The following is a 24,694-nucleotide window of genomic DNA, read 5'->3' on the forward strand; positions in this document are numbered from 1 at the left end:
CAGTTTTGAATTCTATAGAGCCAATCCGGTACAACGCGCGCAAGGGAGAAACGCAGCAGAGCACAGCTGACGGGAAATTATTTGAGCTGTTCCAGATGATGCTTGATCAGCAGGTCTGTCTCCAGCAGGGGCAGGCCGACCACGGCGCTATAGCTCCCTTCGATGCGGCTGACAAACTTGCCGGCAATGCCCTGAATGCCATAAGCCCCGGCCTTGTCACAGGGCTCACCGGTCTGCCAGTAGGCCTCGATCTCGGCCTCGTCCAGCTTGCGAAACGCCACGTTGGTGGTGACCAGACGCACGTCACAACGATCCTTGCTGGCCAGCGCTACCGCCGTCATCACCTGATGCACCTTGCCGGAGAGGGACTCCAGCATATCTTTGGCATCAAGCAGATCGGACGGTTTCTCCAGTACCCGGTCGCCCAGCACCACTATGGTGTCGGCACCCAGCACCGGCAACGCCGTCGGCGCACACGCCACGCCCGCCATCGCCTTGTCACGAGCGAGGCGGCAGACGTAATCCTGCGCCTTTTCACCCTCTTCCCGCTGCTCGGGCACATCCAGTTTCAGCACCTCGAAGCGGTAGCCAATCTGGGTCAGCAGTTCACGGCGACGGGGAGAAGCCGAGGCGAGATAGAGTTGTGGTTCGTTGTTTTTGTTCATATTTACCTGATATTGAAGCGGCGCCGCACCTTGCGCAGCACCAGAAACACCCAGGGCCATATTAGCATCGTCGTCAACGTCGACCAAAAGTAGGAGAAGTTGAGACTGGCCTGGCTGAACAGATGCTCGGCCCAGAATACCGTCATTTTACCCACCAGCGAGAGGCCACCGATGATCAGTGCCTGCTGCCAGAGGGAGAAGTTGCGGATCTTCTGGAACTGGAAGGCCGCCAGATAGGTGGTAATGGCCATCGCCATCGCCCGCACGCCGAGGGTGCTGCCAAGCAGCACATCCAGCAGCAGGCCCGCCACCCAGGCGGTGCCGACGTTGGTCCGATGCGGCAAAGCCAGTGCCCAGTAGATGAGCACCATGGCCAGCCAGTCCGGACGGAAGGGGTCAAATTCAAAAGGAAGCGGCAGGATCGACAGGCTCAAGGCCAGCAGGATCGAGATCCAGATCCAGATCCTGCCGCTGGCGGGTTCTAGCATTAGCGGGTGGCTCCTGCGGCGGACGCAGCGGGAGCCGCCCGTTCGCCATCCTCATCATGTACTTCAGGCTTCTTGTCGGTCCACAGCAACAGCAGATAACGCAGTCTGTCCAGCTCCACCAGAGGCTTGGCCTCGACCTGGGCGAAGGGCTTGCCCTCCACATACTCGGAGCGGGTCACAGTCGCCACCGGATAACCCTCCGGGAAGCGGCCACCCAGACCTGAGGTGACCAGCAGATCACCCACCTGAATATCGGTATTGCGCGGCAGGTTGCGCAGCTCAAGCTTGTCGAGCTCGCCACTGCCGGAGGCAATGGCGCGCAAGTCGTTGCGCAGCACCCGCACCGGAATACCGTGGCTGGAGTCGGTGATCAGCAGCACGCGACTGGTGGTGGAGCCCACGTGGAGCACCTGACCAATCACCCCCTGATCGTTGATCACCGCCTGACCGTTGTAGACGCCATCCAGCGCCCCCTTGTTAATCAGCACCTGATGGCTGAAGGGGTCGGAATCCACCGACAGCAGCTCGGCCACCATCTTGCGGGACTCCTTGTGCACCGGCGAACCCAGCAGCTCACGCAGCCGCTGGTTCTCGTGCTCCAGCTGATCCATTTTGAGCAGACGAGCACGCAGGGTAAACAGCTGTTGCTCCTGCTGTTTGGTCTGCTCGATGAGATCGGCACGGGTCTGCACCTGGGTCGACATGGTGTCGAGCAGGGTACCCGGCGCATTGGCCATGTATTGCAGGGGACTGACTAACGAACTGAGGTAGACGCGGACATGGGTAAACACACCGAAGCGGGAATCCGCGACGATGGCAGCAATGGAGATGATGACGGCGAGAAACAACCGTAACTGAAGCGAAGGGCCTCTACCAAAAATGGGTTTCATGGGTCGTCAAAAAAGAGCCGGCACGCTGGCCGGCTTTGGGTCTTATTCGTAGTGGAACAGATCGCCACCGTGCATATCGATCAGCTCCAGCGCCTTGCCGCCGCCACGGGCCACACAGGTGAGGGGATCTTCGGCCACGACGACAGGAATGCCGGTCTCTTCCATCAGCAGACGGTCGATATCTTTCAGCAGTGCGCCACCACCGGTCAGCACCATGCCGCGCTCGGAGATGTCGGAAGCCAGTTCCGGCGGAGACTGCTCCAGCGCCACCATGACGGCAGCCACGATACCGGACAGCGGCTCTTGCAGCGCTTCCAGGATTTCGTTGGAGTTGAGAGTGAAGCTGCGCGGTACACCTTCAGCCAGGTTGCGACCACGGACTTCAATCTCACGCACCTCTTCGCCCGGATAGGCGGAGCCGATCTCGTGCTTGATGCGCTCGGCAGTCGCTTCACCGATCAGGCTGCCGTAGTTGCGACGGACGTAGCTGATGATCGCCTCGTCAAACTTGTCGCCACCGATACGGACGGACTGGGAGTAGACCACACCGTTCAGAGAGATGATGGCCACTTCAGTGGTACCACCACCGATATCGACCACCATGGAACCGGTCGCTTCGGACACCGGCAGGCCGGCACCGATAGCAGCAGCCATAGGCTCATCGATCAGGTAGACCTCGCGGGCACCGGCGCCCAGTGCGGACTCCTTAATGGCGCGGCGCTCAACCTGAGTGGAGCCACACGGTACACACACCAGTACACGGGGGCTGGGGCGGAAATAGTTGTTGTCGTGAACCTGCTTGATGAAGTGCTGCAACATCTTTTCGGTCACGTAGAAATCGGCGATCACGCCATCTTTCATCGGGCGGATTGCGGAGATGTTGCCCGGGGTACGGCCCAGCATCTGTTTGGCGGCATGACCGACAGCAGCGACCGATTTGGCGTTCCCGCGCTCTTGGCGAATGGCGACAACTGAGGGTTCGTTAAGGACGATCCCTTGATCTTTTACATAGATCAGGGTGTTGGCAGTTCCCAAATCGATCGACAGATCGTTGGAAAAGACGCCTCTGAGCTTTTTGAACATGGCTACGGGAAATCCTAAGAATTTGGAGGTGCAGAAAACCGGCTAACTTTACCAATGCCCACCCCAATGGGCAAGCGCTCAAACTGTCGCCAATCAATCAGGCGCGACAAAAATGCGAGTCATCACTCACTCGCACACGCTTGCAAACACTAATAAACAAGGATTTAGGGGGATGCTGTTGAGCCAGCCCCCCTTTCACATCATTTACTGCAATACTTCGCGCCGATAAATAATTCTGTCATTACCCCGGCTGGAGCCGAAAATGGCCTCACCTTGCAGGTTGCCGTCATTGGCACTCGTTGGGTCAGACAACCAGAGGGGCTGCGACGGCTGTTTTGCCAATTCGACCTTGTAGGGGATGCGCACCGAGATGTCCGGCTTGGCAAAGTGGAACAAGATCTCCCCATCTTTCGCCAGTGCAGCATCCCCACCTGGTGCAGAACTGCCCAACCCCAGCTTGATCTTGCGACCCGCCCCCAGATTCAGCTCGCGAGTCGCCGCATCAAAGGTGTGACTCGGATTGAGGAAAGTGAACCCCTGATTGGCCAAAGAGAGCTGGGTACATTGATCTTCCTTGTTTTGCAGCCAGTTGCCTCCTTCGTAATATTGCATCTGCAGTGGAATGGCCAGCGGCGCCGAGGCCAGACCGGCCGCCGTACCAGCCTGCAGGCGGCCAAAATAGGCTTTCATAGGTACACTGTCTATCTGACGGGCATTACAGCCGCTGCCACTGCAGTTACCTACCACGGCATCATTGAAATTCGGGCTGGCAATCAGCGTTCTGTCGCCATCGTTATCCCTCATATACAGACCAAACAACAAAGACTTGTAGGGACCATCCGGTTGCGTGCCAGAGAGGCGCACAAACTCGCTGCTACCGGTAGTCAAGGCCGCACGGCCATCGAGCCATGGCAGCGGCTGCAGACTGCGCAAGCGGCTCGACAGGGATTTACCATCCTTATCATTTGCAACCGAGAGATAGGCTTCGCCCTTGGCAAAGGGCCCAGTATAGTTGCGGGTCTGTACACCCGTCGTATTACGAGCCAGCACATCCAGCATGACACCAAAGGGTTGCCCCATATAGGAGAACGCATTGCAGGCCGGCACTATGTCGCCACTCACCAGATTGAAGTCGGCAGGAATAAAACGCCCCACCGGCTGGCTCTGGGCTGATGGGATGGTGTAATTGAAGTAGCCATTGGCTGGTGGCGTCGCCGTCATCCGGAACACACCCACCTCGCTGACTGACTGGGTGACCTTATTGATATTGTTGATGCCCATCCCATTAGAGTGGTTATAGCTCGCTGTACCGACCTGCGCATTTTGCCCGGGAATCGGGGCAACCAGTTGAGTTGCAAGAGCGATGTTAGTCAAAGCAAAGTTAGGCGTAGTCAGGTTCCCAGCGCAGATATCCCCATCATTGGCCGACTCCCAGGCCATCGCCTTGATATCCACCTGGAACGTTTCCCCTGCTTTTTTGAATACCGGACAACTGCTATCACCTGCCGCGCAGACCCCTTGCGGAGGGGTTATACACAAGCCGACAGGACGTGCCACAAACGTGTCGGACCCCGTCATCACCAGACCCGCCGTCTCACCACTGCCATTATGACTGGCTGAAAGCTTCATCTGACCCGCATCCGGGTAGGTCACTTTTTTCAAGGTCGCTTTACCCTGATTATCAAAAGTCAGGTTGAGGGTGGTTGGTGTTGGTGAAGAAACACTGCCGGCATAAGTTGCAATGGTGTTGCCATCGATGGAGATCTTGCTACCAAAGCTATTGGTATTTGGATTGTTGTACGTTCCCCAAAAGCCGACAGACCTCACGCCGGTAAATCCGGGCACACATTGCTTGGTAATGTCGTCTTTTTTGACCGCACTGATAGTCACATCCTGAGGCTGGTTGGAATAAGTATCAGGCACATCAAAGAAGAAGCCGCTATCGGCAAAGTTCAGGGTACAGGCTGCGGTACTGGGAGTCCCCGCCCCGGCCTTGCACAAGGTTTCACTCAGTGGTTTGACAGCAGGAACGGAATTGTTCACGCCCAACGTAACTTGGGTCTGAGTATTGTTACGCAACAAAACTTTGCCCGTTCCACCGGTAAAGGTCACCGTATTGCCATTCACATTGTTGGCACCAGACAATGGGTACCAACCACCATCCTGGAGACTCTGTGGCAACAAGGAAACAGCAACTTGTTCGGTAATCAGCAGACTGCAATCTGGATTTGCACACGCCTTGATAGTGATCTCTTCCGGATTGCAGGTCAGAGGTTGACCCGAGTACTGCAACTCGAAATGATCTACCTGAACGCCTACCTCTCTTGATTTCAGCGCACATATTTCTACGTTATCGAGTTCGTGAATATTGGTCAGGGCACCTGTAGAACCTGTCAATGACACATAAAAGTCTTGCGGTAATGGACTTTGGCCCAATGCAGGATCCAGCGCATCAAACGAATCGATAAGAGAGATAAACCCGTTTCCCGTATCACGCTCTACTTTGACCATCGCTCGCCCACTGGTTCGTGAATCAATCGTCAGACGGTAACGATGGTTGGCGCTACCGTTACCATCTACCTTTGGACTCAAGCAACTGGTATTAACATTGGTAGTTCCGTTATTACAGGTGCCTCGCAGATAGTTATATCCGGAAAAATTGGATCCCGAGCCACGCACGACAACCGATTGCGGGCGATAGCCCACACTTCCCCCCCCCCCAAAGGATGAGAAGTTGCCATATTCATCCAAACCAAATCCGAGCCAACCACCAGCAAATCCAGGTGAGTTACTCGGTTGATAATGGCCATAACCCAAAGGCCCCCCAGCAGCACCTGGCTGTGGCGTCACCGACGCGTCAGAAAGCACAACTGTCATGCCATCTGCACCAGTGCTCGTGCCACCATAGACGTAGTGATTAAATGTCAGCGTCACCAGATTGCCAGCAGCAGGAAATAACCGCTGATAAGTCGCGGAGGTTGCTTGTCCCGTGCTGGCTTGAGTCATCCGTAAACGTCGGTCTGCCGTAATGGATGGTATAAATCCGCCAGCACTCTGCTTGACGGCCCACCTATCACCGAGCGGCTGGGAGAAGTTATCGGTCTCACAAATCAATGTCGAGCCACCACAGGGATGACGTTGACTATATAACTCAGCTATCTGAGAGTCAGACAAGGCCAAACCATAAATAGCAACCTCATCAATTCGTCCATTAAAGCTGCGACTATCGATATAATCTCGGCCAATCTCCAAATTTTGTGTATTTGTTCTTAATGAGTTTGCATCATTACCTTTAACCGTATCAGCGACGCCATTGATATATATTTTTTGACGTTGATTGTTAGCAGCCATTGCATCATAGCGAATGACTATATGGGACCATGTATTTAACGGTATTCTGGTGTTTGTTGTCAGTGTCTGGTTCACGCCAGAACTTCTTTCCCCATACCAGAACACTCTGCCTTGACTATCTAGATGAAACTCATAGTTGCCATCTTTTGACACGATAGAATACAAATTTCCAGCCGATGGCAGACTTACCGGATATACCCAAGCAGAAACAGTTAACTGATTTAAAAATGACAGGCGAGCGTCATGTGGCACTTCAATATATTGATTACTGCTGCCAGTAAACTCACCATAACCACAAGTGCCAAGATTATTCGCGTTTGCAGGTAATGCAGGCGACACAGTATTGGTTTTCGCGCCCCTCATGGCGCGACCATGTAGCACATCAGCAACAGCGTTTTTGACTTCTCCTGCAACACCAGTCCACTTACTCTCTTCAAGCTGATACAAGGCAACAGGTGCCGGGACACAAGCATTTACCGGATTTGACACTGGTAGGCAAGTACCGGTCACAGAGCTATTGTTGACATTCACCACCCCACCGGCATTATTTGTTGCAGCAGTCAGATTGCCATAAACCGTAGAATTGGTAACAGTGATATTATTTGATGTGGTCGAGATAATGACAGGACTTCCCTGAGATCCCAGTTGGCTACCTGTTGCATTAAAAGAGCTAGCCCCAGAGACACTTCCACTAGTCATATTAACTGAGTTGAACGTCACTGGATTATTTGAGCGCATGGTAATATTACCACTATAAGTTCCGCCAGATATCGTCAACGAACTATTTGCACTGATATCTCCTGATAACTGCACATTAGTCACACTGACAGAGTTACTACTACTGGTGATATTTCCCTGAACAACTCCAGAGTTTAGTGACACATTCCCACTGGTAGTAATACTTCCGTATAAGTAGATATTGTTCAGTGTAATATTTGAGCTACCAGCTAAAACATCACCATATATGGTGTTTTGATATCCTTGGGATACAATTCCACCAAAACTAGCCTTAAGGTTTATTCTACTTGAGGCACTGCCAATCTTGTTATTCGTGAGAGAAATCCCGGCATCTGCACTCATCGTTGAATCTTGACTAGCGACAATCACATCACCGTCGTTTAATGTTACCTGACCATTACCACCAGTACAGGTGTAAACATTTCCTGACTTTTGCCATGTTGTATTACATGGTGGGTATTGATTGATGGATAAATTATATTGTTGCGCCACAGCTGTACCGCAGAAAAGTAATAAACCAACCAGCCATTTAAAATCCATCACTTTCCTCTCCACTTGTATCATCTGCCGCAATATCGATCGTCAGTACAAAGTGCAGGCGAATGACTTGCACTGAAACAGCGATAACCACTCCAGCCAGAAGTGACTAACACAACCGACATCATCGCCATCACGATTCATGGCGCTCCTCCATCATAAGCTTCGACCATCAGGGTTCGGCTCACGGCAAAATCCGGGTTGGCACTGTTAAGGTCCGAGCTGCCACAGGTTCCGACACTCTCGAGACGATAGCCATTGGTCACAGATCCGTTGTAGGTCACCAGCACCGTGGCGCAACGAACCACAGCCTGACAGTTGGTCAGTCCGGGAGTGCTGGCAAAGCTCAGTGGGCTGCTTGCCAGGCAGACCGCTGGGGGGGTCGGTTGGGCAAGCGTGCGCTTGGGGAACAACCGATAGAGCGCTACTTCCAGCCCGCTCTGGGCGGCCAGCAGGGCACGCACGCTGCGCACCTCCACCGTATTTTTCTCGCCGCTATCGACCAGAAAACGGCCCATGGCAGCCGCCAGCAGTGCCATCACCACAATCACAAACAGGGCGATCATCAAGGCACTGCCTCGCATCCGTCCGAAAGCCTGTGGATCAGGGCACATTGAACACCTCTATCTTGTGGTTGAAGGTGACCGACTCCCCCTTGCGCTCGAAGACAAAGCGCATGCCAAACTCCCCTTCGGCGTTAAACGCCGAGGTTTCCCGATAGAAGGTGCCAATACGAAGGGAATCCGCCATCAACACGCCCTGTGCAGGTAAGGATGCTCCAATGGGGGCTGTGGCACGGGTCAGCGTGTTTCCTTCCACACAGTAGCGAACCTGCTGGTTGGCAAAGTAGACCCGGCTGCCTGGAGAGAGGCCAGTCAGACTCTCGGTGCTGGTATAGCGGATGATTTGCGCTCCGGATACGGGCGTCAGCACATCCGTGACCTTGGCTACGCAGCGGCCATAATCGCAGCCTGCAGTAAGCGAACCGACATTTTTGTCCGGCACGGGGAATACAATCAGCTGATCGTCTTTTTTAACGGCGGTGGCATCCACATCCAGCGGATTGGCAGCAGAAGCCGGGGTCGCCATCACCAGCTCAAGGGTGGCCGTGCTCCCCGACATGGCGCGGTTAAGTGCCAGATAGCGGCTCGAGGTGCTGATGGGCCAGAACCGCAAACAGGCACCGGTGTCGTCCCATGTCCCGCCAGTCGTCTCGATCCGCTCCGAGCCCGGCACCGCATCGCGCAGTTCGCGGTTAAGCCGCTCCATGGCGAAGCGGGCATCGCTCATCAGCTGCTCACGACTGCTGGCATCGCCATAAATCTGGGTACCGATACCGATAAACTGGCTGGTAAAGGTCGCCATTATCCCGAGCAGCAGGATGACCATCACCAGCTCGACCAGGGTAAAGCCACTGTTATCCCGAGGTTTGCGGTAGGTTCGATTAGCCGGTAGGCGTAGTCGAACGCCGGAATTGGCTAAGAGTGCGAATATTCTGGCAGACAGGCAACACTCGACAGCGGAGCGATCCATCAGTAGTTCCCCCGGTAGAAGGAGAAGTCAAGCACGCTCTGATCCGGTAGCTTGATCTGCAGATCAATACGCTTGCCCACAGAACAGGGGGCGGCACAACTCCTGAAGGTGCCGTCGCTGAAATCGGCTCCACTCACCGCAATTTTCACCTGATAGTTGCGATACTCCTCGCTGCTGACTCCCGCCTCAGTTTGGGTCAATGTGTTGGCATCCACCCAGTTACCTGCGGTATCGAAATCATCCACATCGTTATAGGCATAGGATGCGGGCTCGCCATCCGGGCCATAACTGGTGGAGCAGGGAGAAATGGTCACCCCTGCCACCTGCTCACCACAACGATAACGACCACCATTATGATCCGACTTTTCATCAAACGACTTTTGCAAGATCTCGCTGGCCAGCCGCTGGGCCAGCTGGGCGGCTCGTACCTGCTGCACCGGGTCTACCGCCTGCGGCGCCTGATTGATAAGCAACCCCAAAATACCAGTCAAGGCCACCGCCAGCAGCACTATGCCAACGATCAGCTCAATCAGCGTAAAACCGCACTTAAGGGATCTCATGAATAAACCCCTCGGATTCAATCTTGATACGGCTGATTTCGCGGCCATCACTCACCAGCAAGGTACAACCGGTAGCACAGTTGCCTAGCGGTCTCCCCATCTGATCGAAGCGCAGCACGAAGCGGTTGTTGTTATCTAGGGAGATGGAGATACCGGCAGAGGGCGTAACCAGTCGACCACGGGTCTCCAACTGGGGAGTCCAGCCACTACTGGTATCCAGGTCATCGTTGGCGGGACACGCCGCATAAGTACGGTGGGCAAAACGGGGAGAGGCAACCACCAGCTGGGTACAACGGTTGGCTGGCTCATGCATATTGACGGTCTGTACCAGCCGCAGGCGGGTCAGCAGCTCGTCACGCACGGTTTGAGTTTCAAAGCCGCCTTTGCCCAGCCATTTGGGCACGGCAAAGGCGGCCAGAATCCCGAGTAACAGGATCACCAGTACCAGTTCAATGAGGGTAAAACCCTTATGCCTTGACTCTAACATGTCAATAGAAAGGGTAGGAATTGACTCCTACCCTTTCCATCATCCAATTACTTACAGCCAACCAAACTGATGGTCGGTGTACCGTTAGAAACGGTAACTTCCTTGTAGGTAACAGAACAGCTGTCACCTTTACCGCTTGGAGCAAAAGTTATGGTGTTAGCTGCTACAGCCCCAGAAACTTTCCAACCATCCAGCGCCACCGCCTCGCTGATTGTGGCTGCAGTTGGATAGCCATATGCTACAGCAACTTTATCGATTGGAGCGGCCATAGAGATCGGCCCAGCACTGGTCTCATAGCCATTCAGAACAGCTTTGCTATAAACCAGCGCAGAAGCACTTTGCAGGGCAGCTTGTACGCCTTGTGCAGCAGACTTACGAGCATCATCCTGCAGATTCAGGAACTTGGGTGCAGCGGTGACCGCCAGAATACCCAGAATGATGATCACGATAACCAGTTCGATCAGGGTAAAACCCGCCTGTTTTTTCATTTCACTTTCCTCTGTTAATTAATATTTGTGGTCACCTGACCGGATGCCGGGCGGTAACTGAAACTCATAAATGCATCAGTCTTGCCTTGCGGATCCTGATACTTGCCATCACTGCCCTTACTCAAACTATTGACCAAATAGTAACGGCAGACCGAATCCAGTCCATTACTGCTTACTGTGGCATAGTATTTCAGGTCATTGCCGCTACCGCGCACTTCATTGAAGCTGGCCGTAGCCTTGGGCGGGTTTTGCAGTAACCCCTCCCAAATATTGAGACAACGTTCGGCGGTCAGATTAGCCGGATCCACATCGGGATTACCGCTTGCAACGGTATCCATCGGATAGCCGGGCGACAGCTCGCCGTTACTGATCTGGGTATCGGTCGGAGTGGTCAGATAGAAGCGACTACCGTCATAGAGCACAGTGTTGAGGCTGTCCTGTTTGGCGCGACCTTCCGCCTCCCATTGCGCCCGCACCAGTGAAACGCCGGTAGCAAAACCGCCAGAGACCCCTTCCACGCTGGCCTTCTTCGCTTCGTCAGTCACATCAAGAAAGCGCGGCAGTGCAGTCACCGCCAGGATCCCCAGGATCACGATAACGATCACCAGCTCAATGAGGGAAAAGCCGGCAGACCGTCTTCTCATCCCGTTTTCCGGCATTGTTGGTGCCATTGGTTTCATTGTCATGCTCCCTCCGTAATGCACCGCATTATTTCATGCAGGCCCAAAAAAATCATGTAGTTGGGTCATATGATTAGTTTCATTCAAGGCTTTTTCATCACCCGCCCGTCAGAAAACTGATAAACCAGCCAATAACCATCCCACCCCATCTCGCAACCACTGCCATCGGGACGGGCCAGAACCTGCAGGGGAGGCACGCCCCCCTTCGTCTCACCCATCAGTGCCAGCCACAACTGACGGCAATTTTCCGAAGGAGATTGCAGCGGCACCAGCCCCAGGGGCCACCCTCGGGCATCAAACTGCCACCCCTTACCGGCGACATGCAGTGTCTGCGGGCGCCGCTCATCGAGCCAAATGCCGTGCAAACGCTGTGCCCGCTCGGCAAATTGCTCCCCCAGCAGGGTGAGGGTGAGCTGCTGCGCCTCTTCCCGGTGGCCCTGATAGCTGCGCACCAGGGTCGCCACGATCACCATCAGCAGGATGATCACGGCGATCCGCCGATATCCGGTCAGCCAGCGATCATCCTGCTGCGTCTGTCTGCTCATCCAGCCCTCGACTCCACCGCTCACTTGCCTCTTACGGCTTGCATCATGTCCCACCACCCAGGCGTGAAGATATCAAGTTCCAGCAAGATTACTTGCCGCGAACTGCGCGCATCATGTCCCACATTGGCGTAAAGATCCCGAGTGCCAGGATCAGCACCATCACCGCCACGATCCCGATCAGGATCGGCTCGATGCGGGCGGTGAGACTCTTGAGGTCATAATCCACCTCCCGCTCGTAATACTCGGCCGCTTCGTGCAGCAGGTCATCGACCTGACCTGTCTCCTCCCCCACGGCGATCATCTGCATCACCAGCGGGGTAAACAGGCCGCTGCTGCTGGCAGTGCGCAGCAGGCTCTCGCCCCGCTCGATACCGGCGCGCATATCCCGTACCCGCCCCGCCATCCAGGCGTTATCTACTGCATCGGCCACCAGGGTCAACGCCGTGTTCAGCGGCACCCCGGCCTTGAGCATCATGGAAAAACTGCGGGCAAAACGGGCCAGCAGGGAGCGCTCTATGATGGTGCCGACGATCGGCAACTTGAGCTGCCAGCGGTGCCAGGTCAGCTTGCCCTTGGTGGTGGCGACCCAGCGGCGCCAACCGAACACCATCCCCGCCAGAATAGCGAGCAGCAGCCACCAGTAGTTGACAAAAAAGTGCGAGGTGGCGAGCAGAATGCGGGTCGCCAGCGGCAACTCCACCCCGAATTTGGCGAACATGCCGGCAAACACCGGGATCACCATGATATTGAGGATCACCATGGCGATACCGATGGCGATCATCACGAAGCTGGGGTAGCGCATCGCGGTCTTGATCCGCTTGCGAGTCTCCAGCTCCAGCTCGAAATAGTTGGCGAGCTGCAAAAAGGACTCTTCCAGCTGACCTGTGTTCTCACCCACATGGATGATGGCGACGAACAGGCTGCTGAATACCTTGGGGTGCGCCTGCATCGAGCTCGACAGCGGGCGACCGTTGCCGAGATCTTCCCCCAGCGAGTGAAGCGCCCGCTTGAGCGGCTTGCTGTGAGTGCTCTCCTCCAGCCCGGCGATGGCACGCAGGATCGGGATCCCCGCCCGGGTCAGGGCATACATCTGGCGGCTGAAGATCACCAGCTCATCCAGCTTGACGCCCCCTTCCAGCAACAGTGACCAGTCGATGGCAGCGGATTTGGCCTTGCCCGGTTTGAGCTCGGTGGGCATCACGCCACGGCGCATCAGCTGTTCGGCGGCCGCCATCTCGTTGGCCGCTTCGACCACGCCACTGGTGGCGTTGCCCTGGCTGTCACGCCCCTTGTAGGCAAAGTTAGCCATCGCTTACCCCAAATCCTCGGCCAGTCGCAGCACCTCATCCACCGAGGTGATCCCCTGACGGGCATAATCGAGGGCAGTGAGGGCCAGCGGCCGGTAGTGTTCATGTTGCCGGGCCGCTTTGGCGAACCCTTCCGCATCGTTGCGGCGCAGGGCATCCATCATCGGCTGATCCAGCTCCAGCAGCTCGTAGACCCCGATCCGGCCGGAATAACCGGTAAAGTTGCAGCTCTGGCAACCCCGGCCCTTGTGATAGGTATGCTGGCCAGGCGCCTCGCCGGAGAGCACGGTGAGCCAGGTGGCCTGCCCTTCGTCGGGCGCCCTCTCCTCGACGCAGTGCTCACATACCCGCCGCACCAGCCGCTGGGCGACCACCGCCCGCAGGGCGCTCGCCACCAGATAGCCGGGCGCCCCCATGTCGATCAGGCGCAGGGCACTGGTCACCGCATCGTTGGTGTGCAAGGTGGTCAGCACCAGGTGACCGGTGATGGCGCCACGCAAGCCGATCTCTACCGTTTCGTTGTCCCGCATCTCACCCACCAGCAGGATGTCCGGATCCTGACGCAGGGTGGAGCGCAGCACGTTGGAGAAGGTGAGGCCGATCTTGGGGTTGACCTGCACCTGATTGACGCGGGAGAGACGATACTCCACCGGGTCTTCTACCGTGATGATCTTGTTGCTGGACTGGTTGAGCTCGGAGAGCGCGCCATAGAGGGTGGTGGTCTTGCCGCTACCGGTCGGGCCGGTCACCAGGATCATCCCGTGTGGCCGTTTGAGCTGGCGACGGAAACGGGTCAGGATCTCAGGCGGCATGCCGGTCTCGGTCAGCGACAGGATGCCAGAGGATTGATCCAGCAGACGCATCACCACAGACTCGCCATACTGCACCGGCATGGTGGACATCCGCACATCCACATCGCGACCGCGCACCTTCATGTTGAAACGGCCATCCTGCGGCAAGCGCTTCTCGGAGATATCGAGCCCCGCCACCAGCTTGAGGCGCAGCACCAGCGCCTGGGCGATGCGCACCTCGTTGAGGATGTTCTCGTGGAGGATGCCGTCGATCCGCTGGCGAATGCGCAGCACCTTCTCGTCTGGCTCGATGTGAATATCCGACGCCCCCACCTGCACCGCATCCTCAAACAAGGAGCGCAGCAGCTTGGCCACCGTCGCCTCCCCCTCGTCATTGGCTCCCAGATTGCTGGAGCCCAGCTCGAAGCCGGAGTCCTGATACTCCTCTTGCAGCTGTTCGGCGAAACTCTCAATCTCGCGGGTCCGGCGATAGAGGCGGTCGAAATACTCCAGCAGCTGCCCTTCCCGCGCCACCGCCAGCACCATGATGCGCGGGCTGAGCAGGGCGGCGACGGCATCCAGTGCGCTCAGATCGGCCGGATCCGACATGGCCACCGTCACCTTGTCGTCGGTAAGGTTGACCGCCAGCGCCCGATAGCGACGCGCCTGCACTTCGGGCAGCAGCGGCACCGCGGCGGCGTCGATGGTCAGGTTGTTGAGATCGAAGAAGGGCACATCCAGCTGGCGGGCGAGGAACTGCAACAGCTGCACCTCGCTGATAAAGCCGAGGTCGATGAGAGTGGTGCCCAGCTTGCGGCCGGTCTGACGCTGCTGCTGCAGGGCAAGCTGCAGCTGATCATCAGAGATGATCTGCTCTTGTACCAGCAGGTCGCCGAGGCGCATTTTCAGTCTGGGTTGTGCCATGTTTGCTCCGATCTCTGTTACTTCACACCCGTTGCCGCATCCGATTCCGCTTCGCTAATCGAACCTGCGGTTTATCAAGGGGTTAGTTGGCCAATTCGTTGTTCCAGCCAGTTGGTCGATGCCTCGCCGAGATTGCCGTGCAGCAGGGCGTTGCGATAGGCATCGAGCGCCCGCTGGCTGTGACCCTGACCATCCTCGGCCACGCCGAGGCCAAGCCACCAGCGGCCCTGATCCGGCTGCTGACGCAGCAGCTTCACATAGAGCGCCGCAGCATCGGCATTCTGGCCCAGCTCCTGAGTCAGTCCGGCCCAGGTGGCGTAGTAGTCCATGTTGCTGGCGAGATCCGGCTGATAGCCGGACAGCCAGCCAAGCGCCTGCTGCTGCTGCCCCTCGCTGATGGCAAGGCGGGCCAGTAGCAGACGAAAATCGGCCTGCTGGGGATCGAGCCGGATCCCCTCCTCCAGCAGCTGACGCGCCTCGGTCAGACGGCCCTCGCCGTAGAGCAGCCCCGCCAGCTGCTCGCGCGCCCCCTGATTGTAGGGATCGTGGGCCAGCACCTGATAGTAGTTGTCCTGCGCATCCCGCAGGCTTCCCTTGGCCATGGCGGTAGTCGCCTTGCGCTCCGCCAGCGCCGCCAGCTCCTTGGCCGACAGCTCCACCGTCTCGATCTTCAATACGCTCGGTTTGCGAGGCGCGCTGGCGACGGCCTGCTGCTCTGCCGCCAGTTCGGCGTAGAGCTCGGGCTGCAGCTCTTCATCGCTAGGGGTCCGCTCATCGACCTCGCTGGAGGCATCAAAGGGCGCACCGTCGGCCATGCCATCCGAGTCACTCTCGCCTGCCTCATCATTCACCTCATCCTGACTTGGCAGCGGCAGTGCTGCCGCCACCTCGACCGGCTCGGGCGGGCTGACTGGTGCGGCGGCCCTTGCCACCACATCGGGAGCTAGCACTTCAATGGCAGCCGTCACGGTATGGGTCTGCTGCCAGTAGATCCAGGTTCGCCAACCGAGGATCCCCAGTGCCAGACCGCAGATCAGGGTCAGCAGCAACATCCACCATCCCTGCTGGCGCGCAGGGGCAATATAGACGGCAGCACCTTCGGATCCTTGCTGGCGCCGATCCAGATCTTTCAGCATCTGGTTGATAACGCTCATGGCCAGACTCCATAAGCCAGGGCGCACCCCAGCAACAGTAACAGGGGCCACCAGCGCCGTGGCGCAAAGCGGCTGGCATCGTCGGTATCGCGAATGGCGAGCCGTACCAGACGGCTATCGACCTGACGCACACCCTGACCATAGGCCAGCATCAGGCACTTCTGCGCCAGGATATTGATAAGTCTCGGGATCCCTCGCGATGCGCGCCACAACAGACGCATGGCGCGACCAGCAAACAGCGGTGCCCCGCGGTAACCGGAGACCTGCAATCTGTGCTCCAGATAGGCGCGAGTCTCGTCAAAACGCAGCGGCCGCAGGCAGTAGGAGAAGCCAATCCGCTGGCGCAATGGCGCAGATGCGGCTTGGCCAGTCTGGTATCCAGCTCCGGCTGGCCGAACAGCACGATCTGCAGCAGCTTGCTCGATTCGGTCTCGAGATTGCCGAACAGGCGGATCGCCTCCAGCGTCTCGTCCGGCAGCGCTTGCGCCTCGTCGATCAGCACCACCACCCTGCTGCCCTGCTGGTGCAGGCTGATCAGGTGACGATGGATACGATCGGTCAGATCCAGCTCGCTCTGATCCTGTACCGCCAACCCCAACTCCAGCGCCAGCGCGATGCGCAGCTCGGCCGGAGTGAGATGGGGATTGGGCAACCAGGCAAGCCGCACCGGACGCGCTTCCGAACCCAGCTCGCTGAGCAACTTGCGGCAGAGCAGGGTCTTGCCGGTACCCACCTCGCCGGTCACCTTGATAAAGCCCTCCCCCTGCGCCAGCGCCCAGTTGAGCACCTGCAGCGCCTCTTCGTGAGGCGGCAGGCCGTAGTAGAAGCCGGTATTGGGAGTGAGGCTGAACGGTGCCTCCTGCAGGCCGAAGTGGGTCAGGTACATGAGATCTCACCTGCCACGACAAGCAAGCAGCCTGTGCTGGCAAGGCAGCACAGGCCGTTCGGGATAAGGGTGACCGCATCTGGTGTCATGGGTCAGCCCTTGGCCGGATACCACTTGTCGAGCAGCTCGGAGGAGCGTTGCAGCTCGTTTTGCCAGGTATCTTTCTCCACCACGGTCGGTTTGAGCATGATCACCAGCTCCACCTTCTTGGTGCTCTCGCGGCGGTTGGTAAAGGCTTCACCCACCCAGGGAATATCCCCCAGCAGCGGCACCTTGCTGACGATCTCCTGCTTGTCGGTCTTCATCAGGCCGCCGATAACGATGATGTCACCGTTATTGGCCTGCACCACGGTATCGGATTCGCGGATCGAGCTCTTGGCGAGCGGCAGTTGCAACTTGCCACCCGAGGTACCCATGTCGATCACCTTGTTTTGCTCTTCGGTATCGATAACCGAGGGATGAATATGCAGCAGCACCTTCCCCTCTTCATCGATCTGCGGCGTTACGTCCAGTGCGATACCGGAGAAGAAGGGGGTCAGCTCCACGTTAGGTGTCTTGTCTGTGCCCGTCGAGGTAGTGGTAATGGTGGTGGACGCATTGGTGACGTAATACTCGTCCGTCCCCACCTTGATCACCGCTTTCTGGTTGTTGGTCGCGGTGACACGGGGACTGGAGAGGGTATTCACATCGCCCTGGGTCTTGAGCAGGTTGACCGCCACATTGAAGTTGCCATCAGAGATCTTGAAGCCTGCACCGCCCCCCAGCGCACTGAAAATCTGGTTGGGGGTGCTGGGCAGTTGAGTATTGGCAAGCGACTGGCCACCGGTAATCCCCTTGTTGCCATCCCAGCTGGCGGAGAGACCGCTCCAGTCCACCCCCTGTTCATACCCTTCATTGAGGGCAACTTCGATGATCCGCGCCTCCAGCACCACCTGCCGCTTGAGGTGACTCTCGGACTGAGTCAGGAATTCACGCACCGCCTTGAGCTCTTTCGGGTAGGCGCGGATGGTGACCAGACCCGCCTGCGGGCTGGTGATCACGGCGCGACCGTCACCCGTGCCAATCAGGGTCTGCAGGGAGTCGCGCAGATCGGTCCAGTAGTCGCTGTTGGTGTCGGTTTCGATACGGGTGCCGTTGTTGTTGCCACCGCTCGAGTTGTTGCTGGTTGAGCTGTTGCTGCCGCTGTTGTTGTTCGACGCACTGTCAAAACTGCTGTCGCTGTTGCCGTTGTTGCTGTCATTGGCGGTCACCCCGCCGGTGCTGACCGAGGTGCGGGAGAGACCACGACGGGACATCATCAGGTAGTTGACCGGGATGGTCTCGGTACGCAGACCCGCCGGATAGATATGGAAGACATTGCCCTTGCGCTGCACGTCGAAGCCGTACATGTCGCCCACCACCGCCAGCACCTCTGGCAGAGTCACATCCTTGAGCTCGACGGAGACCAGCCCGGCCACCCCGGGGTGAACCGCCACGCTGTAGCGGGAGCCCTTGAACAGGGCACCGAAAAACTCCACCGCCTCCACGTCGTGAGCCGCGATACGCAGCCGCTTCTCCGGCATGCCGACCGGCATCTGCGGCCGGTTCAGCTGCAGCAATTCACTTTGCACCGATTTGGGCAACGCGGTCAGAGGGGCAGCCTGTTTCTGCTGTTCGTTCATGGCCTGTTTGAGGGCATCCTTCGCCTGGGTCGGCTCGGGGTGCTGATACGTGGTACAGCCTGCAGCCATCATGGCCACGGTGATCAGACAGAGACGGTGTTTTTTCATGTAATTAGGGCACCCTGACTTGCAATTAAACTCGATAAAGCCGATTCACCTCTCGAGAGGCAAGCACGACTCAAACCCGGATCTTGCTGGCAAACAGTGTTACCGCATGGCGTTTTCCCGCCTTTTCCAGCACCACGGCATCGGCATTGATGGCCACCAGCGTATAGCCGTCCACCTGTTGCCCGACCCGATAACTCTTGCCATTGAGTACCGCCAGTGCCGGGCCATTGCCCAAGACGACACTCTGCAGCTTCGGCAAACCGGCACTGCTCTCGCCGGTCGCACGGGCGCCAACCGCCACATCAGCCAGCGGCGCGGTGGGATCCTGCAATACCTCGACCTGCTCCGCCTGTACCAGCAAGCTGAACAGGCAACAGCACAACGCAAACACTCTAGCCACGGATAAACTCCTTGCTGGTACTCAGGGTGTAGATCTCCATCTCCACCACCGCGCCGGGATAGGCTTTGACCTGATAGTCGAACTGCTTCCAGTAAAAGTGTCGCGGCAAGGCTTCCAGCGCTTTAAGATATTGATACACATCGAAATAGCCGCCTTCAAGCTGAAGCCGGATACCCTGCTTGTAGAGATTGACCTTCTGCTCCCCCGCCATCAGCGGGGTAGGCTCCAGCGAACTGAGGGCCAGCATATGGAGATTGGCGGAGCGGGAGAGCAGCGCCTCCAGCACCAGCGGCATCTCGTGCGCCGGGATCAGATCGACGGTCTGGGCCTTCAGCTCATCGTCGATCCGGGCCAGATCCGCTTCGACCTGCGCCAGCTGGTCGCGAACTCCCTGATTGGGATCCCGCTTGAGCCGGGCCTGTTTGCCGAGGTTTTCCAGCTCCATGATCTCGAGGTCGCGCTCGGCGGCGCTCAGGGCCATGCGATCCTGTTGCAGACGGGTATCTGCACCATCGAGCCAGCCGTAGAGTCCGGCCGCGCCCAGCAGCACCAGACCAGTCAGCAGGATCAACACCCGCTCCCGCTGGCTCAACAGGGCGATACGCTGGCCCCATGCCTGCCATTGTGCTTTCAGGTTCATCAGGGTTTCTCCCGCGCAATGCCGCTCAACTGGAAGGTCAAACGACCCTCCTTGTCACGGCCGAGGGTCAGTTCACCAAACTCCTTGCCTACCAGACTCGGGGTCTGCTTGAAGCGGTTGACCCAGGCCGGCACATCCTGACTGCGGCCAGCAAAGCCGGAGAGGTTGATCCGCCCTTCGTTGATCTCGATGCGCTGCAACGAGAGGTTGCTGTTGCGAATGCGGGAAAGATCCGCCATCACGCTGGCATAGCCCTGGGATTTTTGCAGGGTCAGGCTGCCCAATTGGCGCATCAGCCCCTGCTTGGCCGTCAGCTCATCCTGCTTGTTGACCAGTTGCTGTTGCAGCCTGGGATCTGCCTGATGGCGCGCCAGCTCGGCATCGAGCCGCTGCGCCTCGCTGCGCTTGAGTTCCAGCTCGGCAGAGCGCTGCGCCAGCGCCCGGCTGACCTGCTGCTGCTGCCAGCTGTAACCGACACCCGTCAACAGGATCAGCAGCAGCGCAAAGCCCCATACCAGCGCCATCTGATTGAGGCTGGCCCACTGCCGCTTGGGGCGAAACTCGGCGCCATAGAGGTTTATCTGACGTTTCATCACGCATCCTCCCCGATGGCGGCGGCGTAGGCCGAGAGGTATTCGACGCCGGCCAGGACCGCCTTGTTGGCCATGGCGGAGACGGCAAAGCCGAAGGTCTGCTCCATGTGGCGCACCAGGGTACCGATAAAGGGCGAGGCGACGGCAAACTGCATCTGCCCCAGCTCGGGCAATTTCAGCTGGCCCGCCAGATAGTCGAGGGAGCGCTGGATCTCCAGCGCCAGTGAATCGAGCAGCATACTGTCCGGCTCATGTTCGCCAGTCAGGCTGGTGAAACCGCGCAGCTGGCGGGAGAAGCAGAGCCCGCCCTGATGGAAGACCAGCAGTTGCAGATCCTGCCCCTTGGGCTGCCACAGCAGCATGCGCACCGTGTCATCCGCGTCATAGAGAGAGGTGAGCGCCAATTCGTCGCTGATGATGGATTGCAGGGTAGCGATGCCGTTGATGGCATCGGCCAGCTGCTGCACCCGGCTCTTGGGCAAGCAGATCACATTGATGCGCGGGCGACCGGCAGGCGGGGTGGGCAAGTCCACATAATCCATCGCCAGTTGCAGCACGGGTTCGCTGACATAATCCTTGATAGCCCAGGGGAGCGCTCCCGCCATCTCGGCGTCAGGCACGGCAGGCTTGTCGATCTGGATCTGTTGATAAAGGCTGGCGGCGAGGGCCACCCGCACCGTAGACTTGGCCAGCCCATGACGGCTGAACAGCTCGTTCATGGCCACAGCCCACTCCTGTGGACCGTTGATGGTGCGCGTCGCGAAGACGGGGGGATTGCCCACCGCAGCCAGCATGATCCTGTCATTGGCCAGCAAGAGCCCGACCTGGCGGCTTGGCGTCGACCGTCTGAACAGTTGTTTCATGTAAGCCCGCCCATCAATAGTGATTAAATGTATGAAATATTAACATAAACAGCAGATTAGCCTCCAGATTAAAAGACGGACTCACCATTGCAAGCCAGCCTTTCCGCCGAGTCAGAGGGTCAAGCCATCCTCCCTTCCCCCTGCAACGCCTCCACCATCCGTTGCTGACCCGCTATGGTGTCGAGCTGTGGTGCAAGCGGGATGATCTGATCCATCCGGCCATCTCCGGCAACAAGTGGCGCAAGCTCAAGTACCACCTGCTGCATGCCAAAGAGCATGGCAAACGGCACCTGCTCTCGTTTGGCGGCGCCTACTCCAATCATATCCACGCGCTGGCGGCAGCGGGGTGCCAATCTGGCCTTCGTACTACCGGTATCATACGGGGCGAATATGACGCCGTCAGTAACTCTACCCTGCGGGATGCCCGGCGCTGGGGCATGGATCTCGTTTTTGTCGACCGCCAGAGTTACCGGCGACGGCAGGATCCCGACTGGCTGGCCCAATTCGATGCACCCGATACCCTGATCGTGCCGGAAGGGGGTAGCAGCCCGCTGGCCATCCCCGGGGTGGCGGAACTGGTAGGCGAAGTGCCCTTCTCGCCAGATCTCTGGGTACTGCCCTGCGCCAGCGGCGGCACTCTGGCGGGCCTGATCGCTGGCAAACGGGATCGGGAGCAGATCCTCGCCATTGCGGTACTGAAAGGAGGCGGCTTTATCGCTGACGAGGTGTGTCGCCTCCATCCCGCGGCAGCCAGCATCCCCGGTTGGCGCATCGCGCTCGATCACCACGATGGTGGCTACGCCAAATTCAGCCCGGCTCTCTGGCAGTGGGTGCAGGATTTCAGCGCCACGGCCGATCTGCCCCTTGAGCCTATCTACAGCGGCAAGGCGATGTGGGGGCTGTTTCGCGAGCTGGTGGCGGGCCGTATCGCCCCCGGCAGCAAGATTGTCTTTATCCACACTGGCGGCATGCAAGGGCTCGCCGGGCTGCGGGAGCAGGGGCGACTGTGACCCCCGCCTGAAGGCAACCGCAAACAGCATCGCAAACAACAGAGGGTCGCCCCAAGGCGACCCTCTGTTGTTTATCTCAATCACCAGCCGGTTCCAGCACCAGACGCTGAGGCTCGGCAAACCAGGGCCCCTGCCCGGCATGCACCCCGAGGTGGCGCAGCATCTTCCACTCATCGCCACTCTCCACCCCCACTGCCAGCACCCGGGTGCGGGTATTGGCACAACCTCCTACCAGACTGCGTACCGCCATCTGGTTGACCTGACGGGCATGGATCTCCCGCACCAGGCTGGGGTGCAGCTTGAGGAAGTTGATCTCGAACTCCTTGATGTATTGGGTGCTCACCACATCCTGACCGGCATGATCGATGGCCAGCTGGCAACCCAGCATCCGCAAAGAGCGCAGCGGCCGCTTGAGCGCCTCGAAGTGGCGGGTCACCTGGGATTCGGAGAGTTGCAGGATCAACCGCTCGTTGGTGCTGCGCGGCAGCTGGAACAGGGCGAAGAAGAGCCAGCGCTGGAACTCGCGGTTGAGCAGGCTCTGGGCACTGAGGGTCAGGCTGATGGGGCAGCTCTGCTCGGAGCGCTGGCGCAGCAGGGCTAGGGTCTGCTCCGCCACCAGCCGATCCAGTTGCAGTAACAGGCCCACCTTCTCCGCCATCGGCATGAAAATACCCGCCTGCAAAGCCCGCCCCTGCTCGTCGTGCAGATAGGTGAGCAGCTCCTGCTGCAACACCACCTGCCCCCGATCCTGCTGGATCGGCTGGGTGTAAAATTCGATGCCGTGCTCTTCGAGACGGCGGCTGATCAGGGTGCGCCAGCGTACCGTGCCCTTGCTGCTCTGCTCCTCATCCAGCTGCTTCTCGTAGAGGAACCAACCGTTGTGCCCCTGCAGACGGGCGCTCTTGAGGGCCAGCTCAGCTTCCTCCTGCACCTTGAGCAGGCTGTCTTGTGCCTGATAACAGACGGCGCCGAGATAGACCGCCGTCTCGGGATTGACCTCCTGCGGCCAATGCAGCCGTTGCAGGCTCTTGAGCAGCTGGCTGGCGCTATCCACCATCTCGCTCTCGGACATATTGGGCAGCAACACCGCAAAAACCTGACCGGCGTAGCGGGCCTGCAGGGCGCCGTTATGCTTGCGCACGAAGGCACCTATGGTGGCGCTCGCCTCCATCATCAAATCGTGCCCCAGCAGCTCGAACTGATCGGCCTCCAGCTCCTCCAGACAGGCGAGATCGATCAGCAGCACGCCGCCGCTCATCACACTCGCCTCCATGATGGCGCTCTCCAGCCGGTTGTCGAAAAACAGCCGGTTGCCGATGCCGGTCATCTTGTCGACGAAGGCGTTACTGCGAATGAAGTTGTCGAAGCGGCTGCGCTCCTTGCGGGCATCCGCCAGCTCGGCGAGCAGATGATCGAGGGCCTGACTGGCGGCCACCGGCCACTCTTCAGCGGGGTCATGACTCAGTTTGGAGAGCTTGTCATCGAGGATCAGCTGGGCGCGAATGCCCAGCAGCTCGGCCCCGCGCAGCTGCTGGCGCAGCCAGCGGATGGAGTACCAGAGACCGAACACCACGATAAAGATGCCCAGCGAGATGCCGGACATCGCCTTGATGGAGTATTCCGCCTCCTTGAAGGGGCGCTCCAGTTTGAAGTTGGCCTGCATACCGGCCTGATGGGGCAGCGGGTGGCTATATGGCACCAGCAACTGCTCGTCGACCGGATTGCGCACATCGCGGAACCAGTAGACCCGCTGGTTATTCTGGCGCACCTCCAGCTCCACCACATGGGCAGCCCGCAGCAGAGTGGGCAGCCAGTGGCTCATATCTTCCATGTCGTGAGCAACATCGAGCTGCTTGTCGATCACTTCGACCAGCGCATCGACCTTCTTTTGCTGCAACTCCATGCCCAGCTCGCGAAAGCTGAACACCCCGCCAATCAGCACGGTCGCCATGGCTGCGATCACGCAAAGGGTGATAAATGAGACAAGCTGTGTAGTGAGTTTCATGCGCCTTTCCGTATGCCCAGCATCATCCATGTCGCCTCATGGTAGCAGCGGCGATCGGGCCACAGCTATGGATGAAGATCCCGCTTCTGCAATTTAAGCGGGCAAGCATAACCCAAAGCAGAGGGAGAATACCAAGGATGACGGGCTACAGACGCGGGAAAGGGCGGGATGACAGACAGAAAAATGGTCCCTCAAAGGGGACCAAAAGGAACACTCATATCAAAACTAACACTCTGTGCTACTGACAAAAAACAGATACAGGAGTATTGAACACACGGTGAGTCAAACCGCAGGGCTACTCTAATGC

Annotated in this window: 22 protein-coding genes and 1 pseudogene; 1 reads left to right on the top strand and 22 read right to left on the bottom strand. The window is 58.2% G+C overall.

Annotated features, from left to right (window positions below):
* Window positions 1-77 precede the first annotated feature (77 nt).
* From ACTG2T_RS07440 to ACTG2T_RS07540, 21 genes and pseudogenes are all read right to left on the bottom strand, one after another.
* A complete protein-coding gene (locus tag ACTG2T_RS07440) occupies window positions 78-665 on the bottom strand; it encodes a Maf family protein (protein WP_005340055.1) in 588 nt (195 codons plus the stop codon).
* 2 nt (window positions 666-667) lie between these two features.
* A complete protein-coding gene (gene mreD, locus ACTG2T_RS07445) occupies window positions 668-1,153 on the bottom strand; it encodes a rod shape-determining protein MreD (protein WP_005340054.1) in 486 nt (161 codons plus the stop codon).
* Window positions 1,153-2,043: a rod shape-determining protein MreC gene (gene mreC, locus ACTG2T_RS07450; RefSeq protein WP_005340053.1), complete on the bottom strand. Its 891-nt coding sequence runs from the start codon at window positions 2,041-2,043 to the stop codon at window positions 1,153-1,155. The genes mreD and mreC overlap by 1 nt, the downstream gene beginning before the upstream one ends.
* A 42-nt stretch (window positions 2,044-2,085) precedes the next feature.
* The gene (locus ACTG2T_RS07455) at window positions 2,086-3,126 is read right to left on the bottom strand and encodes a rod shape-determining protein (RefSeq protein ID WP_005340051.1); all 1,041 of its coding nucleotides are present in this window, start codon (window positions 3,124-3,126) and stop codon (window positions 2,086-2,088) included.
* Between the two features lie 204 nt (window positions 3,127-3,330).
* The gene (locus ACTG2T_RS07460; protein WP_439973779.1) at window positions 3,331-7,755 is read right to left on the bottom strand and encodes a DUF6701 domain-containing protein; all 4,425 of its coding nucleotides are present in this window, start codon (window positions 7,753-7,755) and stop codon (window positions 3,331-3,333) included.
* Between the two features lie 137 nt (window positions 7,756-7,892).
* A complete protein-coding gene (locus tag ACTG2T_RS07465; protein WP_330125403.1) occupies window positions 7,893-8,318 on the bottom strand; it encodes an MSHA biogenesis protein MshP in 426 nt (141 codons plus the stop codon).
* Between the two features lie 37 nt (window positions 8,319-8,355).
* On the bottom strand, window positions 8,356-9,285 hold the full coding sequence (locus tag ACTG2T_RS07470; RefSeq protein ID WP_330125402.1) for a type II secretion system protein: 930 nt from the start codon (window positions 9,283-9,285) through the stop codon (window positions 8,356-8,358).
* On the bottom strand, window positions 9,285-9,845 hold the full coding sequence (locus ACTG2T_RS07475) for a prepilin-type N-terminal cleavage/methylation domain-containing protein (protein ID WP_330125401.1): 561 nt from the start codon (window positions 9,843-9,845) through the stop codon (window positions 9,285-9,287). The genes ACTG2T_RS07470 and ACTG2T_RS07475 overlap by 1 nt, the downstream gene beginning before the upstream one ends.
* Window positions 9,832-10,332: a prepilin-type N-terminal cleavage/methylation domain-containing protein gene (locus tag ACTG2T_RS07480; RefSeq protein ID WP_330125400.1), complete on the bottom strand. Its 501-nt coding sequence runs from the start codon at window positions 10,330-10,332 to the stop codon at window positions 9,832-9,834. Before ACTG2T_RS07480 ends, ACTG2T_RS07475 begins: the two co-directional genes overlap by 14 nt.
* A gap of 47 nt (window positions 10,333-10,379) precedes the next feature.
* Window positions 10,380-10,820: a prepilin-type N-terminal cleavage/methylation domain-containing protein gene (locus ACTG2T_RS07485; protein ID WP_005348618.1), complete on the bottom strand. Its 441-nt coding sequence runs from the start codon at window positions 10,818-10,820 to the stop codon at window positions 10,380-10,382.
* A gap of 14 nt (window positions 10,821-10,834) precedes the next feature.
* Complete coding sequence (locus tag ACTG2T_RS07490; RefSeq protein ID WP_005348617.1) at window positions 10,835-11,506, bottom strand: prepilin-type N-terminal cleavage/methylation domain-containing protein; 672 nt, start codon at window positions 11,504-11,506, stop codon at window positions 10,835-10,837.
* 77 nt (window positions 11,507-11,583) lie between these two features.
* A complete protein-coding gene (locus tag ACTG2T_RS07495; RefSeq protein WP_270905497.1) occupies window positions 11,584-12,045 on the bottom strand; it encodes a hypothetical protein in 462 nt (153 codons plus the stop codon).
* Window positions 12,046-12,133: 88 nt separating this feature from the next.
* Window positions 12,134-13,354, bottom strand: a complete 1,221-nt coding sequence (locus ACTG2T_RS07500; protein WP_111900319.1) for a type II secretion system F family protein — start codon at window positions 13,352-13,354, stop codon at window positions 12,134-12,136.
* A 3-nt stretch (window positions 13,355-13,357) separates the two neighbouring features.
* Window positions 13,358-15,067: an MSHA fimbrial ATPase MshE gene (gene mshE, locus ACTG2T_RS07505; protein ID WP_201943988.1), complete on the bottom strand. Its 1,710-nt coding sequence runs from the start codon at window positions 15,065-15,067 to the stop codon at window positions 13,358-13,360.
* Window positions 15,068-15,141: 74 nt separating this feature from the next.
* A complete protein-coding gene (locus tag ACTG2T_RS07510; RefSeq protein ID WP_330125399.1) occupies window positions 15,142-16,221 on the bottom strand; it encodes a tetratricopeptide repeat protein in 1,080 nt (359 codons plus the stop codon).
* Window positions 16,218-17,107 (bottom strand): annotated as a pseudogene (locus ACTG2T_RS07515) (ExeA family protein). Before ACTG2T_RS07515 ends, ACTG2T_RS07510 begins: the two are co-directional and overlap by 4 nt.
* A gap of 92 nt (window positions 17,108-17,199) precedes the next feature.
* The gene (gene mshL / locus ACTG2T_RS07520) at window positions 17,200-18,876 is read right to left on the bottom strand and encodes a pilus (MSHA type) biogenesis protein MshL (RefSeq protein ID WP_330125398.1); all 1,677 of its coding nucleotides are present in this window, start codon (window positions 18,874-18,876) and stop codon (window positions 17,200-17,202) included.
* Between the two features lie 70 nt (window positions 18,877-18,946).
* Window positions 18,947-19,276, bottom strand: a complete 330-nt coding sequence (locus tag ACTG2T_RS07525; protein WP_005342886.1) for a SctD/MshK family protein — start codon at window positions 19,274-19,276, stop codon at window positions 18,947-18,949.
* A complete protein-coding gene (locus ACTG2T_RS07530) occupies window positions 19,269-19,916 on the bottom strand; it encodes an MSHA biogenesis protein MshJ (protein ID WP_330125397.1) in 648 nt (215 codons plus the stop codon). The genes ACTG2T_RS07525 and ACTG2T_RS07530 overlap by 8 nt, the downstream gene beginning before the upstream one ends.
* A complete protein-coding gene (locus ACTG2T_RS07535; protein ID WP_005348605.1) occupies window positions 19,916-20,509 on the bottom strand; it encodes a PilN domain-containing protein in 594 nt (197 codons plus the stop codon). The genes ACTG2T_RS07530 and ACTG2T_RS07535 overlap by 1 nt, the downstream gene beginning before the upstream one ends.
* Entirely contained in the window at window positions 20,509-21,372 is an 864-nt protein-coding gene (locus ACTG2T_RS07540) for a hypothetical protein (RefSeq protein WP_026035092.1), read from the bottom strand. The genes ACTG2T_RS07535 and ACTG2T_RS07540 overlap by 1 nt, the downstream gene beginning before the upstream one ends.
* An 86-nt stretch (window positions 21,373-21,458) precedes the next feature.
* Between ACTG2T_RS07540 and ACTG2T_RS07545 the strand changes: the two genes are divergently transcribed.
* Window positions 21,459-22,382, top strand: a complete 924-nt coding sequence (locus ACTG2T_RS07545; RefSeq protein WP_439973823.1) for a 1-aminocyclopropane-1-carboxylate deaminase/D-cysteine desulfhydrase — start codon at window positions 21,459-21,461, stop codon at window positions 22,380-22,382.
* A gap of 76 nt (window positions 22,383-22,458) precedes the next feature.
* On the opposite strand, the gene ACTG2T_RS07550 is transcribed toward ACTG2T_RS07545, so the two are convergent.
* Window positions 22,459-24,387 (bottom strand): EAL domain-containing protein, encoded by a 1,929-nt coding sequence (locus tag ACTG2T_RS07550; protein ID WP_042081406.1) that lies wholly within the window; start codon window positions 24,385-24,387, stop codon window positions 22,459-22,461.
* Window positions 24,388-24,694: the final 307 nt, after the last annotated feature.

The organism is Aeromonas sp. 75A (genome assembly GCF_051919425.1).
Taxonomy (GTDB): domain Bacteria; phylum Pseudomonadota; class Gammaproteobacteria; order Enterobacterales; family Aeromonadaceae; genus Aeromonas; species Aeromonas veronii.